Origin of the sequence: uncultured Kluyvera sp., from assembly GCF_902485085.1 — a bacterium.
In the GTDB taxonomy this organism is placed as follows: Bacteria; Pseudomonadota; Gammaproteobacteria; order Enterobacterales; family Enterobacteriaceae; genus Kluyvera; species Kluyvera ascorbata.
Genome location: NZ_CABTJS010000002.1, coordinates 32,013 through 46,833, shown reverse-complemented (window position 1 = coordinate 46,833; position 14,821 = coordinate 32,013). Strand labels below are relative to the sequence as shown.

13 protein-coding genes are annotated in these 14,821 nt (G+C 54.6%); 5 read left to right on the top strand and 8 right to left on the bottom strand.

The window, feature by feature from the left end:
• Window positions 1-10: 10 nt before the first annotated feature.
• The 5 genes from RDN66_RS00235 to RDN66_RS00215 all read right to left on the bottom strand — a co-directional run bounded on the left by RDN66_RS00235 (window position 11) and on the right by RDN66_RS00215 (window position 6,017).
• On the bottom strand, window positions 11-1,573 hold the full coding sequence (locus RDN66_RS00235) for a cyclic di-GMP phosphodiesterase (protein WP_308537437.1): 1,563 nt from the start codon (window positions 1,571-1,573) through the stop codon (window positions 11-13).
• Window positions 1,574-1,696: 123 nt separating this feature from the next.
• Window positions 1,697-2,269, bottom strand: a complete 573-nt coding sequence (gene mepS, locus RDN66_RS00230; RefSeq protein WP_035893485.1) for a bifunctional murein DD-endopeptidase/murein LD-carboxypeptidase — start codon at window positions 2,267-2,269, stop codon at window positions 1,697-1,699.
• A 418-nt stretch (window positions 2,270-2,687) separates the two neighbouring features.
• On the bottom strand, window positions 2,688-3,413 hold the full coding sequence (locus RDN66_RS00225; protein WP_202218080.1) for a phosphatase PAP2 family protein: 726 nt from the start codon (window positions 3,411-3,413) through the stop codon (window positions 2,688-2,690).
• A 35-nt stretch (window positions 3,414-3,448) separates the two neighbouring features.
• Complete coding sequence (locus tag RDN66_RS00220; RefSeq protein WP_308537436.1) at window positions 3,449-4,426, bottom strand: GTP-binding protein; 978 nt, start codon at window positions 4,424-4,426, stop codon at window positions 3,449-3,451.
• 124 nt (window positions 4,427-4,550) lie between these two features.
• Window positions 4,551-6,017, bottom strand: a complete 1,467-nt coding sequence (locus tag RDN66_RS00215; RefSeq protein ID WP_115073869.1) for a mannitol dehydrogenase family protein — start codon at window positions 6,015-6,017, stop codon at window positions 4,551-4,553.
• A 205-nt stretch (window positions 6,018-6,222) separates the two neighbouring features.
• Here RDN66_RS00215 and uxuA point away from each other — a divergent pair, with 205 nt between their 5' ends.
• Window positions 6,223-7,413, top strand: a complete 1,191-nt coding sequence (uxuA, locus tag RDN66_RS00210) for a mannonate dehydratase (protein ID WP_035893479.1) — start codon at window positions 6,223-6,225, stop codon at window positions 7,411-7,413.
• Window positions 7,414-7,534: 121 nt separating this feature from the next.
• Here the strand turns inward: uxuA and yeiP are convergent, their stop codons facing one another.
• Window positions 7,535-8,107: an elongation factor P-like protein YeiP gene (gene yeiP / locus RDN66_RS00205; protein ID WP_202217577.1), complete on the bottom strand. Its 573-nt coding sequence runs from the start codon at window positions 8,105-8,107 to the stop codon at window positions 7,535-7,537.
• 153 nt (window positions 8,108-8,260) lie between these two features.
• Between yeiP and RDN66_RS00200 the strand changes: the two genes are divergently transcribed.
• Window positions 8,261-8,515 (top strand): YkgJ family cysteine cluster protein, encoded by a 255-nt coding sequence (locus RDN66_RS00200; RefSeq protein ID WP_035893475.1) that lies wholly within the window; start codon window positions 8,261-8,263, stop codon window positions 8,513-8,515.
• On the opposite strand, the gene setB is transcribed toward RDN66_RS00200, so the two are convergent.
• Complete coding sequence (gene setB / locus RDN66_RS00195; RefSeq protein ID WP_202217578.1) at window positions 8,512-9,693, bottom strand: sugar efflux transporter SetB; 1,182 nt, start codon at window positions 9,691-9,693, stop codon at window positions 8,512-8,514. The genes RDN66_RS00200 and setB overlap by 4 nt on opposite strands.
• Window positions 9,694-10,054: 361 nt before the next feature.
• Here setB and fruB point away from each other — a divergent pair, with 361 nt between their 5' ends.
• Genes fruB through fruA form a run of 3 tightly spaced genes read left to right on the top strand, consistent with a single transcriptional unit; the run spans window position 10,055 to window position 13,830 of the window.
• Window positions 10,055-11,185, top strand: a complete 1,131-nt coding sequence (fruB, locus tag RDN66_RS00190; protein ID WP_202217579.1) for a fused PTS fructose transporter subunit IIA/HPr protein — start codon at window positions 10,055-10,057, stop codon at window positions 11,183-11,185.
• Complete coding sequence (gene fruK, locus RDN66_RS00185) at window positions 11,186-12,124, top strand: 1-phosphofructokinase (RefSeq protein ID WP_035893469.1); 939 nt, start codon at window positions 11,186-11,188, stop codon at window positions 12,122-12,124. It begins immediately after the preceding gene.
• A 17-nt stretch (window positions 12,125-12,141) separates the two neighbouring features.
• On the top strand, window positions 12,142-13,830 hold the full coding sequence (gene fruA / locus RDN66_RS00180; RefSeq protein WP_035893467.1) for a PTS fructose transporter subunit IIBC: 1,689 nt from the start codon (window positions 12,142-12,144) through the stop codon (window positions 13,828-13,830).
• 120 nt (window positions 13,831-13,950) lie between these two features.
• Here the strand turns inward: fruA and nfo are convergent, their stop codons facing one another.
• A complete protein-coding gene (gene nfo, locus RDN66_RS00175) occupies window positions 13,951-14,808 on the bottom strand; it encodes a deoxyribonuclease IV (protein WP_035893465.1) in 858 nt (285 codons plus the stop codon).
• Window positions 14,809-14,821 lie beyond the last annotated feature (13 nt).

Below are 14,821 nucleotides of genomic sequence, written 5' to 3'. Positions count from 1 at the left end.
ATGACCTTGCTTAACTTGTGAAATACTTTGCCGGCTTACGATATTCCTCAATCAGCTGTTGTAGCGTGAGCGGGCGGCTTATCAGGTAGCCTTGCAGGTAGTCGACGCCGTGATCGCGCAGCCAGGCCGCCTGTTCTTCAGTTTCAACGCCTTCGGCCACGGTGACCAGATTAAGACGATGGGTCAGCGTGAGTACGGCATCCAGCACCGGCGAAGTAATCGTCTCACGGCCGATGGCGTTGACAAAACCACGGTCGATTTTGAGGTAGTCGAGGGTAAAGCGTTCAAGATAGATAAGCGCGCTGTGCCCAGTGCCGAAATCATCAATAGCGATCTCAATACCTTCGCCACGCAGCCAGGCAAACAGGTTCATAGCCCGCTCCTGATTCAGCATGTCGCGCTCCGTTATCTCCAGCACCACCTGGAAATAGTTATCCGGCAGGCTTGCCGCCAGCTGGCGGATATCGTGCTGGAAACTCTCGGCGTGCAGATGGCTGGGCGCGATGTTGATACCGAGCTTAGCACCCGGCGGCAGAAGGTCTTTCAGCATCGGCGCATCGCGGGCAATCAGTTCGAATAGATGGTGGGTGAGGGGAACAATTAAATCCTGCGCTTCTGCGTAGCTGATGAACGCATCGGGCGGAATATTCCCGACCGTTGGATGCGACCAGCGCATGAGCGCCTCTACGCCTGTAATCTGGCGGTTTTTCGCGTCCACGACCGGCTGATAAACCACATAGAACTGTCGATGTTTAATCGCGGCAAGGATCTCTTTTCCCGGACGTGAGCGGATCGCCAGAATGTAGAGGCAGAGCAGGCCGCCAAGCAGGCCACACGTCAACCCGAGCAGGAGAGAATAGAGCGAGTTATCGGTGCCGAGCGCATTGCTATAGAGATAGACCTCCAGCGGGACACCTTTGATCTTCACGTGGCGAACGGCGGTGTCGGGGATCTGGTCGAGCGTAAGCGGTTTGCTACTGAAAGTGGAAATAGCCGTTTTGCCGTTGACGACCAGCGCGACGCCATTATAGGGACTCTGCTTTGAGGAATAGAGCACCCAGGGCATCAGGTTGGCGTTAATGGAGGCAAAGATGCCGCGGTTTTCCAGCAGCGGGCTTTTGACCCACAGCACGAAAGCCGGGGTGGTCGGCATCATTGGCGTGCCGGAGACGATCCCCATCACATGCGATTTGGTCAGATCGAGATCCGGCACTAGCTCCTTGAGCCCCAGTGACATCGGGCCGGTAGCGGAGGAACAGTAGGCAATATTATCTTTAACCAGGAGAAAGGCGCGTACGTTCATGCTGAACGCCGCGCGTGCGGTGAGTTCCGAAGAGACTGCTTGGCAGGAGTCCATCGTGAGCGGTTGCAGGGAGTCGATAGTGACCAGTATCTGATTAAAGTAGTTGTCCAGATAACTTTGCAGGCTGGAGATGGTGTTATCGAACTGGGCCGCACGACGATGATGAAAAATAGAATACTGTGCCAATCCCGCTGCAAGGGCAATGAGCAGGCCGACGACAACGCTAGTCAGAACAATGCGGCGATTAATTAATGAGTGACGAGTAAACATGCAACTTCTCTATGCTACGGAACTCTAAAGAAAAGAATACTGATTAAGCATAAAAAAAGCACTGCCGAAGCAGTGCTTTTTTTATGCTTACCGTCAGCCAAGGGAAACCGACGGTAAACGGCATTACGAACGACTCAGGACACGGCGAGCTTCGTTGTAACGTTTATTCCAGTACGGTTCGTTCATGCTGGAAATGGTCACACCACTGCTGGTGGAAGCATGAACAAACTGGTTGTTGCCGATGTAGATGCCTACATGGCGGCCGGTAGAGCCGGCACGGAACAACACTAAATCACCGGTTCGGAGCTGACTGCGTTTAACGGATTTGCCCGTTTCCTGCTGCTCCCAGGTGGAGCGCGGCAGCTCTAAGCCAAACTGTTCGCGGAAGGTACGCTGCACAAAGCTGGAGCAGTCGATACCGCGCTTGGTGTCGCCGCCTAAGCGGTAACGAACACCTTTCCATCCTGCGTATTGATCCATCAGACGGGATTTAACGTCGAGGTTACGCACCATGGTTTCAAATTCATCCTGAGAGGCTTGCAGTGACGAGGCATCTTCGGTGCCCACTGCATGCGTCTCAGAATGCATGTTCTTAGCGGTGTTACTCGTGGAACTACAGGCAGAAAGCAGAACCGCAACTGCTACTGCTGGAATCGCTCGCAAGATATATCTCAAAATCGGCTGAGATTTGACCATTTTCGTTGTTTTCCCTTGAAGTCCTTAACGATGGAGTCGTTATAAAAAATGCCAAACGCGTCTGAGACTAAATACACGCAATCAATGAGACAATTCTTTGAATTCAGTTTTGTGGCATAGCGCACAAAGTTTTATTTGAGAACCGAATAATTGCACTTTGAAACGACAAACGCGAATGAGATTACCTTAACGAAAGCGGCATTGCGAGCGCTTTTGGCCGATTTTTTATAAGAAATAGTGATACACAAAGTTAAAAAATGTGAATGGGCAAAATTACGGCATTTATGAATAAAAAATGGGCAACTCATTCATTATCAAAATGAATATTGTGACGAGAAGATGACCGTTGCGGTAAGCGATTAAAAAAAGAAAAAGAGGGTGCATACCCTCTTTCTGGAATATCAGATGAATTGGTTATTTATTGCGCCGATTTTGCTTTGGTCAAATTGGGCAAATTTCGCTCGAACAAGGCAATCACGTTATCGCTTAATGACGTCATCAGAACCCATGGTGCACCAATCAGTACTGCGGTTAACGAGCCGACGGCAATATCGGTGAACCAGTGAGCGCCAATCATCACGCGTGGGAAGGCAAAAACCACAAAAATGACCAGCGAAATAAGAAACGCGTTACGGCCGAAATAGCGCCACATGAAGGTCGCGAATATCAACAGCATCATTCCGTGGTCGCCCGGGAAACTGTCCCGAGAGCCGTCTTTGGTTGAGAAGTCGATAAAGTCGCTAACGCGGTGTACGCCGGGCACAGAGAGTGACGGGCTACTGCGGGTCACCGGCATAAGATGCTGCGCCAACTGGTTAATGATCACCGCTGCCAGCAGCATCACCAGGCCAATAATCACAATACGACGACGACCTGCCGTCGTTTCTTTCAGCCAGAAGCTCAGCATCAGGCAGCCCATTGCCAGCAGCGAGCAGCCGTCGAACGCGCGGTTATTAATAATGGCTAAGAACCAGGCGTAGCCCAGATTATCTGCGTTTAAACCCTGGTTAAAGGCGTGAAAAATAGCGAGGTCAGCCACGGACCAGAATCCATGGTTGGCTGGCAGAAACCAGGAGAGAAATAACGCCACACCGGCGGCGTTAAGGAGAAGAATCAGGGGAAAACGTGTACGCATCTTAGTCATCATAGCAATTAGTTTCAGCTGAAACCTTAGCGGTTTCACCCTAAACGAAGTTTCAACAGCGCCGTTTGTAGTGGGTTCCAGTCGGTTTGTACATCGTTTATCAGTTCAATACGGCTGTCTGGTGGTGCAACATTCTGCGTTTCAATGTGCAGGTCCGCGCCCTGGCGGTTAATACGGACCAGCCCCTCAGGAATGCGCATTACCGCCTTCAAACGAGTGACTGGCGCCAGACGCGCCCATTCCAGCAGGCCAATGGTGTCAAATTCGGTGTCGGCATCAAATATCCAGCCGCAGGCAAAGTAGCCTTGTCCCTCATTGACGCTTCGGCGCCAGCGCTGGTGCTCTGGCAGGCTTAACGCGCCAAGTCCCTTATTTGATGGGTGAGAGTGTGAATGCGCGGCGCTGGCTTTCAGTTCTACGGTGTTGCTGCGGGGCATATCCAGCAGGGTAATATTAATGTTGCCCTGGGTGGCTTCAACATGCAGACGCTCGGCGCCATTCTGTTGCCACCAATGGGTCATCGCCTGCTGGCTTCCCGGCGTTGCGCGGTCTGCCTTGTTGCTGACGATAATATCGGCCGCCGCGAGCTGATCGCGGAAGTTTTCGTTGGTGGCGATTTTTTCGTCCAATAACTGACGCGGGTCCATTATGCACAGGGTGGCGCGCAGGTCTATCCAAGGCTCGTAGACCGGAGCAGTGAGCAAATCGAGGATCTGTTTCGGGTGGCCGAGACCGGTAGGCTCAATCAGCAAACGGTCGGGTTTTCCCTGACGCAGCAGCGTATTCAAACCCACCTGCATCGGCAGGCCGTTCACGCAGCACATGCAGCCGCCGGGGATCTCTTTTAGCAGCGCACCGCTGTCCGCCAGCAGAGCACCATCAATGCCGACTTCGCCAAACTCATTGACCAGCACGGCCCATTTTTCGTCGGTGGGTTTATTAGCGAGCAGATGGAGAATTGAAGTGGTTTTCCCGCTGCCGAGAAAGCCGGTGATCAGATTGGTTTTAGTCACGAAAACTCCGCCGAGGACACAGTGATAGTGTTAACTGGATCACTTTATCCTGGCGAAGCAGCGTCAAAAAGAGAAGTGTTAAGGTGGACCAATCCACTGTTAGTCCGCAAAACAGCAGAAAATGCTAACTATTGAGCGCGGTCAGCACGGCCTGGCGTGCGCCCTGATGAACCAGATTTTGCCAGGCTTGCTGGACCGCCGCGACAAACTGCGGATTGGCCGGTAAATCGCTGCTGAAGATTTCTTGCAGCGTCAGCAGCGCTGCAACGCGGTTCTCATCAGTGCTGTTATCCACAATACCGCGGATTTTTTCCGCCAGCGGGTCACGCACGTCAATCGGTTGACCAGCATCATCGACCCCGCTCACGTAACGCATCCAGCCTGCCACGGCTAACGCCAGCAGCGGCCAGCGGCTGCCATTTTTGAGATGAATGCGAATGCCGTCAAGCAGGCGCTGTGGCAGCTTCTGGCTACCGTCCATCGCAATCTGCCAGGTACGGTGCTGTAGCGCCGGGTTGCTGAAGCGGTCGATAAGGCTGTCAGCATACGCGCCGAGGTCCACATCGGTAATCCGCAGCGTAGGAGCCTGTTCGGCCATCATCAGATGACGTGCGGCACGGCGGTAGGATTCATCCTGCATACAGTCGCTGATGTGCGCATAACCGGCAAGATAACCGAGGTAGGCAAGGAAGGAATGGCTACCGTTGAGCATACGCAGTTTCATCTCTTCCCACGGCAGCACGTCACTCACCATCTGTGCCCCGACGCTGCCCCAGTCAGGGCGTCCGGCAACAAAGTTGTCTTCAATCACCCATTGAATAAACGGTTCGCAGCTGATGGCGCACGGGTCTACTACGCCTAATTCCTGGCTGATTTCTGCCAGCGACGCTTCGGTTGCCGCGGGCACGATACGGTCGACCATGGTGCCTGGGAAGCTGACATGTTCAGCAATCCAGCTCGCAAGCGCGGGGTCACGGCGGGTAGCCATGTCCAGCACGGCGTTTTTCACTACGTGGCCGTTATCAGGGATATTGTCACAGGAGAGAACGGTAAAGGCAGGTAGTCCACGATCACGGCGGCGGTGCAGTGCTTCTACGAGAATGCCTGGTGCAGAGTGCGGTTCGGTTGGATGTTCAAGATCGTGGACGATCCGCGGCTGGGTAAAGTCCAGATGGCCAGTCGCCGGATCGATGCAGTAGCCTTTTTCGGTGATCGTCAGTGAGACGATCGCCACCTGAGGCTCACAGAATTTTTCGATGATGGCGGCAAGCGAGTCGAGCTTAGCGTTCAGGCATTCGTGAACCGCGCCAATCACGATCGGCTGGTTGCCCGCAGCGCTCTTTTCCATCACCGTAAATAGGTGATCCTGCTGACGAAGCTGGCTCATCAGCACATCGCCGCTGAAAAGGCTGATTTCACAAATTCCCCAATCGCCACCGTGCTGGTTCAGCACCCGGTTGGTTAGCAGCGCCTGGTGGGCGCGGTGGAAGGCACCAAAACCAAAATGCACAATCCGCGAACGTAGCTGTTGTCTATCATATTGAGGTAACTGCACGTGGGCGGGGAGGGCAATTGAGGCGATTGTATTCATTGTTCACACATCCGATTAACGATTAATTAACGTTTGCAGTGTAAAGTTATATGACAGCAAATTAAATTGGTATGCCGTATTTATCGCGTTAATGTGAGCTTGATCAATCAATCCCAGCGGATTTATTGACGCTCATAAATAAACATGTATGGTAGTCGTCATTAACAGCGATTTTATTGGTATAACAACTTTAGAGGGTTGAGCAATGGAACAAACCTGGCGTTGGTACGGTCCGAACGATCCGGTATCTCTTGATGATGTGCGTCAGGCTGGCGCGACGGGCGTCGTAACGGCATTGCACCACATTCCAAACGGTCAGGTATGGCCGGTTGAAGAAATTAAACAGCGCAAAGCGATGCTGGCTGAAAAAGGCCTGACCTGGTCCGTTGTTGAAAGTATCCCGGTTCACGAAGACATTAAAACCGGCTCCGGTGAATACAAAACCTGGATTGCTAATTACCAGCAGAGCATCCGAAACCTGGCTGAATGTGGCATTGACACCGTCTGCTACAACTTTATGCCTATCCTCGATTGGACGCGTACCGACCTCGAGTACACGCTGGAGGATGGTTCTAAAGCCCTGCGCTTTGATCAGATTGCGTTCGCCGCGTTTGAACTGCATATCCTGAAGCGTGAAGGCGCGCAGGCGGATTACACCGCTGAAGAGCAGCGTCAGGCGCAGGAATATTTCAAGGCGATGACCGAAGCGGAAGTCACCAAGCTGACTCGCAACATCATTGCTGGCCTGCCGGGTGCGGAAGAGGGTTATACCCTGGATCAGTTCCGTGCGCGCCTCGCGGAATACGACCACATCAGCAAAGAAAATCTGCGTGAAAATATGGCCGTCTTCCTGCGCGCCATCGTGCCGGTTGCTGAAGAAGTTGGCGTGCGCCTTGCCGTTCACCCGGACGATCCACCGCGCCCAATCCTTGGCCTGCCGCGTATCGTTTCTACCATCGAAGATATGCAGTGGCTGAAAGAGACCGTCGATAGCATCAACAACGGTTTCACCATGTGTACCGGTTCTTACGGCGTGCGTGCGGATAACGATCTGGTGAAAATGATTGAGACCTTCGGCGACCGTATCCACTTCACGCACCTGCGTTCTACCTGCCGTGAAGGGAACCCAAAAACCTTCCACGAAGCCGCTCACCTGCAGGGCGACGTGAACATGGTAGCGGTGGTTGATGCCATCCTGACCGAAGAACAGCGTCGTAAGAAAGCGGGCGATCTGCGTCCTATTCCAATGCGTCCTGACCACGGTCACCAGATGCTGGACGACCTGAAGAAGAAAACCAACCCGGGCTACTCGGCGATTGGTCGTCTGAAAGGTCTGGCGGAAGTACGCGGCGTCGAGCTGGCGCTGAAAATGACTAAGTTCCGCGATCTGCTGTAATTCGTTATTTCCCGAAATAAAAAAGGGCAGCCAAAACGGCTGCCCTTTTTGTTTGCACTATCGAGTAGGCCTGATAAGCGAAGCGCCATCAGGCAGAACGATGCACATTGCCTGATACAGATTAGTCCGCACGGCCCATATAGCGTTTTTCTTCGATATGAACGCGGATTTTCTCGCCGGTAGTCAGGTATTCAGGAACCTGCACAACCAGACCGGTGGTCAGCGTTGCTGGCTTGGTACGGGAGCTTGCAGATGCGCCTTTGATACCTGGAGCCGTTTCCACGATTTCCAGATCCACCGTCTGCGGCAGTTCCAGCGCCAGAACCCGGCCGTCCCACAGCAGAACCTGCATTTCCGGCATACCGCCTTCAGGAATGAACTGCAGCTCTTCAGCAATCTGGTCGTGGGTGAAGATGTACGGGGTGTAATCCTCTTTATCCATGAATACGTATTCGTTGCCGTCGATGTAGGAGAAGTCGACGAAGCGGCGGTTCAGGGTCACGGTATCGACCATATCGTCGCCTTTAAAGCGCTCTTCAACTTTCAGACCGGTGCTGACGTCGGAGAAGCGCATTTTGTACAGCGTTGCCGCGCCACGGGCGCTCGGTGACTGAATATCAATATTTTTTACAATCAGCAGCTTGCCGTTGTAATTCAGCACCATACCTTTTTTAATTTCGTTCGCTCTTGGCATTGCAATTATCCTGTGAACTAGGGTGTCAAAAATATCGCGTAAAAGTACTCGTGCCGGGCGTTTCAGGCAAGTGGAATTAAAGGCTTTTGCTATGCTTGCTCAAAAGGTGGTACTGTGCGCGCAACCACCTATCAACACAACTGAGAACCCGCGATGGAATGTCGTCCGGACTGCGGGGCTTGCTGCACTGCACCTTCAATCTCGAGCCCAATTCCCGGCATGCCTGATGGCAAACCGGCGAACACGCCCTGCGTACAGCTTGACGAACGCCAGCGCTGTAAAATCTTTGGTTCACCGCTGCGCCCTAAAGTGTGCGCCGGGCTACAGCCCGCACGGGAAATGTGCGGGGTAAACCGAGATGCGGCGATGACCTATTTGCTGAACCTCGAAGCGCTTACCGCGCCCTAAACGTCTTTAATTCGCACCAGACAGCCGAGGGTGGCGACGCAAAGCGCCAGCGCAATCCAGAACACGGTGTGGTAGTTCCAGATTTCGGCCACCACGCCCGCCAGCGAACCGGCGATAATCCAGCCGACGCGCGACGTGTTGGCGTACAGCGTGGTTGCTGAACCTGCCTGGCCAGGCATCAGGTCCTGGAAGTAAAGCATCCCAATCCCACCGAGAATACCGATATAGATGGCGTTCAGCAGCTGCATCGCGAGCAGCAACGTTGGGCTGTTAAACGTCAGCATACCTATATAGAAGAATAGTCCGGCGACAGCCGCCAGACGCATCAGAAAGCGTTTTCCCAATCGTTTAGCGAAATAGCCCGCGATGAGCATCGTTGGGATCTCAAGCCCGGCAGCCGTGCCCATCATCACTCCGGCCAGTTTCTCCGGCAGGTGCAGCTCATTGATGATGTAGAGCGGCATATTAATGATATAGAGGCTGTTGGTGCCCCACATCAGCGTGCAGATAACGAACAGCAGCAGGGCATCTTTGCGGTTGGTTCGCGGAGCCTGAATCGACCCGCTGGCGGCGGCTTTCTCTTTACGCATGGTAGGCAGGAAGAGCCAGACCATTGCACCGCACACCACAAACGCTACTGCGGCACTGAGATACATCACCGTAAAGCTGAAGCCCATTGCCAGCGCGTAGGCCAGCGGCGGGCCAATCACCCATGCCAGTGACACCTGCGCACGCATAATCGAGCTGAACATTACCGCTTCGCGGCCGGTTTTATCGGCGTGCTCACGGGCAAGGGCAAACATTTGCGGGTTCGCCGTTGAGCCAAAGCTGCTCAGGAAGACGCCGACAAACAGCAAAATAAAGTAGTTACGGTTCCAGGCGAACAGTACGCAGGCGAGCACGCCAAGCAGACAGCAGCCAACGATCAGGTTTTTTCGGTCGCCACGTTTATCCGAGTAGCTTGCCAGAAACTGGCTGACGAAGATGCCGATAACCGCGCTGCCGGTGAAAAAGAAGCCCACCATCGCCGGGCGAACGTGTACTTCATTGCTCAGAAACAGACTCAATGTCGGGGTCTGCAGCGCACCGGCAATACCGGTTAAAAAAGCCACTATCAGAAAAGACGATGAGGTGAAATCAAACGAACGCCGTGGGGCGGCGGCGGTACTGTTTTGCATGTTGTTTTATCGGTCACATAAGGAGAGGCGGGGAGTTTACGACGCGACTCAGAAAATGAACAGTCACCTAAATCAAATTCGGCACGAAAAAATAAAAGGCCATTTCAAAATCTGGCTTACATCTAGCTGAAGCGGCTGATAAGGGCGCACTGGTGCTTCAGCAAATGTGGCGAGAATGATAATGAAATGTGCTGTAGATCTAATTTATGCAATCAATTTGTCAGCAAAACTTGCAGGCTGATTAAGAAAGGCACAAAATTATTGAAACGTTTCAGCGTCGTCTTCAGCACCTAACCCGCTAAGCACGGCGATTTTTTCTCACAAAAGCTGAATCGATTCAATTCAGCGAGCGAGGGGAACCATGTTCCAGTTAACTGTTCAGGATATTCATCCCGGCCAGCAGGCCGCGAATAAAGAAGAGGCTATTCGACAGGTTGCTGCAGCGCTCGTCAGCGCAGGCAACGTCGCTGATGGTTACGTTGCCGGTATGCTGGCGCGTGAGCAACAAACCTCCACTTTCCTTGGCAACGGCATTGCGATTCCGCACGGCACCACCGATACCCGCGATCAGGTGCTGAAAACCGGTGTTCAGGTTTATCAATTTCCACAGGGCGTCACCTGGGGCGAAGGCCAGACGGCGTATGTTGCCATCGGTATTGCCGCCAGCTCCGACGAACATCTCGGCCTGCTGCGTCAACTGACGCACGTCCTGAGCGATGATGCGGTGGCTGAACAGCTGAAAACCGCGACCACCGCTGAAGAGCTGCGCGCGCTGTTGATGGGTGAAAAGCAAAGCGAAGCGCTGAAGCTTGATAACGACACGCTATCTATTGACGTTGTCGCCAGTGACCTGGTGACGCTGCAGGCGCTGAACGCCGCGCGTCTGAAAGAAGCAGGTGCGGTAGACGCTAACTTTGTGGCGTGCGTGATTAACGATCAACCGCTGAATCTGGGCCAGGGTATCTGGCTGAACGACAGCGCTGAAGGCAACCTGCGCAGCGCTATTGCGGTCAGTCGTGCGGCGACGCCGTTTACCGTTGGCGATGCTGCTGCCTCCGTGCTGATTACCGTCGCGATGGCCGATGCCCAGCCGACCGCGGTGCTTAACCGCCTGGTTAACCTGCTGCTGGACAATAAAGCTGAACGTCTGCTGAATGCCGATGCCGCCACGCTGCTGGCGCTGCTGACTAGCGATGACGCGCTGGCTGACGACCTGCTCAGCGAAGAGTTTGTCGTACGTAACGAACATGGCCTGCACGCCCGTCCGGGCACCGTGCTGGTGAATACTATTAAACAGTTTAGCAGTGACATTACCGTAACCAACCTTGACGGCAGCGGTAAACCAGCCAACGGACGTAGCCTGATGAAGGTTGTCGCGCTGGGCGTTAAAAAAGGTCATCGCCTGCGCTTCACGGCACAGGGGGATGATGCTCGTCAGGCGCTGGACGCTATTGGCGAAGCCATTGCTGCAGGCCTTGGGGAGGGCGCATAAATGAGCAGAAGAGTAGCCACAATTACCTTAAACCCGGCCTATGATTTGGTAGGGTTCACGCCAGAAATCGAGCGTGGGGAAGTTAACCTGGTACGTACTACCGGTCTGCATGCAGCGGGTAAAGGCATCAACGTTGCTAAGGTACTGAAAGATCTTGGCATCGACGTCACCGTTGGCGGTTTCCTCGGTAAAGACAACCAGGATGGTTTTCAGCAGCTGTTCAGCGAACTGGGCATTGCTAACCGTTTCCAGGTCGTTCAGGGCCGTACCCGTATTAACGTCAAGCTGACCGAGAAAGACGGCGAAGTCACCGACTTTAACTTCTCCGGTTTTGACGTTACCGCGTCTGACTGGGAACGCTTTGTTAACGATTCTCTGACCTGGCTTGGTCAGTTCGACATGGTGTGCGTGAGCGGCAGTCTGCCAGCGGGCGTTAGCCCGGAAGCGTTCACCGACTGGATGACGCGCCTGCGCAGCCAGTGTCCGTGCATTATTTTCGACAGCAGCCGCGAAGCGCTGGTTGCGGGTCTGAAAGCGGCGCCATGGCTGGTTAAGCCAAACCGTCGCGAGCTGGAAATCTGGGCTGGCCGTAAGCTGCCTGAGATGAAAGATGTGATTGAAGCGGCTCACGCGCTGCGCGAGCAGGGCATTGCCCATGTGGTGATTTCACTGGGTGCGGAAGGCGCGCTGTGGGTTAACGCCTCCGGCGAGTGGATTGCCAAGCCGCCGTCAGTGGAAGTGGTAAGCACGGTAGGGGCAGGGGATTCCATGGTTGGCGGTCTGATTTACGGCCTGCTGATGCGTGAGTCCAGCGAGCATACCCTGCGTCTGGCGACTGCCGTTGCTGCGCTGGCGGTAAGCCAGAGCAACGTCGGCATTACCGATCGTACCCAGTTGGCCGCGATGATGGCGCGTGTCGACCTGAAACCTTTTAACTAACAGCAGGGGAGAGGCGTATGAAAACGCTGCTGATTATCGATGCCAAACTTGGACAGGCTCGTGCTTATATGGCGAAGACCCTGCTGGGTGCGGCGGCGCAGAAAGCGCGCCTGGAATTCATTGATAACCCGAACGATGCTGAACTGGCCATCGTGCTGGGATCCGCTTTGCCTGCCGATAACGCGCTGGCGGGCAAACAGGTTTACCTTGGCGACGTCAACCGTGCAGTTTCCCATCCGGAGCTGTTCCTGAGCGAAGCCAAATCACACGCCCTGCCTTACGAGGCTCCGGCGCAGGCGGAACCAACCGCGAAAGGTGCGGTAAAACGTATCGTAGCGGTCACCGCTTGCCCAACCGGCGTGGCGCATACTTTCATGGCGGCTGAAGCCATTGAGACCGAAGCCAAAAAACGCGGTCTATGGGTGAAGGTTGAAACCCGCGGTTCTGTGGGTGCCGGTAACGCGATTACCCCAGAAGAAGTCGAAGCGGCTGACCTGGTTATCGTCGCGGCGGACATTGAAGTGGATCTGGCGAAATTTGCTGGTAAGCCAATGTATCGCACCACCACCGGTCTTGCGCTGAAGAAAACCGCGCAGGAACTGGATAAAGCGATGGTTGAAGCGAAGCCGTATCAGCCTTCTGGCCAGACGAAATCTCCGGCGGATGCTGGGAAGAAAGAGAGCGGCGGCGGGGCGTATCGTCACCTGTTGACCGGCGTTTCTTACATGCTGCCAATGGTTGTGGCGGGTGGTCTGTGTATCGCGCTGTCATTCGCCTTCGGTATTAAAGCGTTTGAAGTCAAAGGTACGCTGGCTGCGGCGCTGATGCAGATTGGCGGTGGTTCAGCCTTCGCGCTGATGGTGCCGGTGCTGGCAGGCTTTATTGCCTTCTCCATTGCTGACCGTCCGGGTCTGACCCCTGGTCTTATCGGCGGTATGCTGGCGGTGAGCGGCGGTTCCGGCTTTATCGGCGGTATCATCGCGGGCTTCCTGGCCGGTTACGTGGCAAAACTTATTAGCACTAAGCTGAAGCTGCCACCAAGCATGGAAGCGCTGAAGCCTATTCTGATAATCCCGCTGGTATCCAGCCTGATTGTCGGCCTGGCAATGATTTACCTCATTGGTACCCCGGTTGCCGCGCTGCTGACCTGGCTGACCCACTGGCTGCAAACCATGGGCACCGCGAACGCGGTCCTGCTGGGCGCTATCCTTGGTGCGATGATGTGTACCGATATGGGTGGTCCGGTCAACAAAGCAGCATACGCGTTCGGCGTAGGCCTGCTGAGTACCCAGACTTACGCACCGATGGCTGCCATTATGGCAGCCGGTATGGTGCCGCCGCTGGCGATGGGTATTGCAACGTTGGTTGCGCGTAAGAAATTCGATCAGGGTCAACGCGAAGGGGGCAAAGCGGCGCTGGTTCTGGGCCTGTGCTTTATCTCTGAAGGGGCGATTCCGTTCGCGGCTCGTGACCCGATGCGCGTTCTGCCTTGCTGTATCGTTGGCGGCGCAGTTACCGGTGCTATCTCGATGGCAGTTGGCGCGAAACTGATGGCACCGCACGGTGGTTTGTTCGTGCTGCTGATTCCAGGCGCTATCACCCCAGTGCTGGGTTACCTGATTGCGATTGTGGTGGGTACGCTGGTGGCGGGTCTCTCCTATGCGGTGCTGAAACGCCCGGAAGGTGTGGTTGCCGCGAAAGCGTAATCCTGGTACAAACGTAAAAAAGGGCCGATGATTCGGCCCTTTTTTTATGCCTGATAGCGGCTGCGCTTTATCATGTTTGCCCGAACCTGTAGGCCCGGTAAGCGCAGCGCCACCGGGCAATCAGACGGTAGCGCTCTCGGTCTGCTGCGCCTTCAGCCAGGCAATCTCTTCCGCCCAGATATCCGGGTTAATGGTTTCCAGCACCAGCGGAATGCCATCAAAACGGTTGTCCTGCATGATAAAGCGGAACGCATCGTGCCCAATGTTGCCTTCGCCCAGGCTGTGGTGACGGTCAACGCGGCTCCCGAACTCGCTTTTGGCGTCGTTCAGGTGCATACCGCGCAGATACTTAAAGCCGACAATGCGTTCGAATTCAGCGAAGGTGTCAGCACAGGCTTCGGTGGTGCGCAGGTCATAGCCCGCGGCGAAAGCGTGACAGGTATCGATGCACACGCCAACGCGTGACTTATCTTCGACGCCATCAATGATGGCTGCCAGATGTTCGAACTTAAAGCCGAGGTTGCTGCCTTGACCGGCGGTATTCTCAATAACCGCCGTCACGCCCTCAGTCTGCGCCAGCGCAATGTTGATGGACTCGGCAATACGCGCCAGACACTTGTCTTCGTCGATTTGCAGCAGATGGCTGCCCGGATGGAAGTTCAGTAACGTCAGCCCCAACTGCTGACAGCGCGTCAGCTCGTCGATAAAGGCTTCTCGGGATTTCTCCAGCGCTTCTTCCACCGGATGACCGAGGTTAATCAGGTAGCTGTCGTGAGGAAGAATTTGTGCCGGAGTGTAGTGATACTTGTCACAGGCGGCTTTGAAGTCGTCGATAATCTCGGTGGTCAGCGGTGCGGCGCGCCACTGACGCTGATTTTTGGTGAACAGGGCGAAGGCGGTCGCTTCGATTTCCGCTGCCCGAATTGCGGCGTTTGCCAGGCCGCCCGCGGCGCTGACGTGCGCTCCGATGTATTTCATATAGTTAAACCCG

What these genes read in the sequence shown, in the direction of transcription:
- RDN66_RS00235 (WP_308537437.1), bottom strand. Translation starts at nt 1,573, where the DNA reads ATGTTTACTCGTCACTCATTAATTAATCGCCGCATTGTTCTGACTAGC.
- mepS (WP_035893485.1), bottom strand. Translation starts at nt 2,269, where the DNA reads ATGGTCAAATCTCAGCCGATTTTGAGATATATCTTGCGAGCGATTCCA.
- RDN66_RS00225 (WP_202218080.1), bottom strand. Translation starts at nt 3,413, where the DNA reads ATGACTAAGATGCGTACACGTTTTCCCCTGATTCTTCTCCTTAACGCC.
- RDN66_RS00215 (WP_115073869.1), bottom strand. Translation starts at nt 6,017, where the DNA reads ATGAATACAATCGCCTCAATTGCCCTCCCCGCCCACGTGCAGTTACCT.
- uxuA (WP_035893479.1), top strand. Translation starts at nt 6,223, where the DNA reads ATGGAACAAACCTGGCGTTGGTACGGTCCGAACGATCCGGTATCTCTT.
- yeiP (WP_202217577.1), bottom strand. Translation starts at nt 8,107, where the DNA reads ATGCCAAGAGCGAACGAAATTAAAAAAGGTATGGTGCTGAATTACAAC.
- RDN66_RS00200 (WP_035893475.1), top strand. Translation starts at nt 8,261, where the DNA reads ATGGAATGTCGTCCGGACTGCGGGGCTTGCTGCACTGCACCTTCAATC.
- setB (WP_202217578.1), bottom strand. Translation starts at nt 9,693, where the DNA reads ATGCAAAACAGTACCGCCGCCGCCCCACGGCGTTCGTTTGATTTCACC.
- fruB (WP_202217579.1), top strand. Translation starts at nt 10,055, where the DNA reads ATGTTCCAGTTAACTGTTCAGGATATTCATCCCGGCCAGCAGGCCGCG.
- fruK (WP_035893469.1), top strand. Translation starts at nt 11,186, where the DNA reads ATGAGCAGAAGAGTAGCCACAATTACCTTAAACCCGGCCTATGATTTG.
- fruA (WP_035893467.1), top strand. Translation starts at nt 12,142, where the DNA reads ATGAAAACGCTGCTGATTATCGATGCCAAACTTGGACAGGCTCGTGCT.
- nfo (WP_035893465.1), bottom strand. Translation starts at nt 14,808, where the DNA reads ATGAAATACATCGGAGCGCACGTCAGCGCCGCGGGCGGCCTGGCAAAC.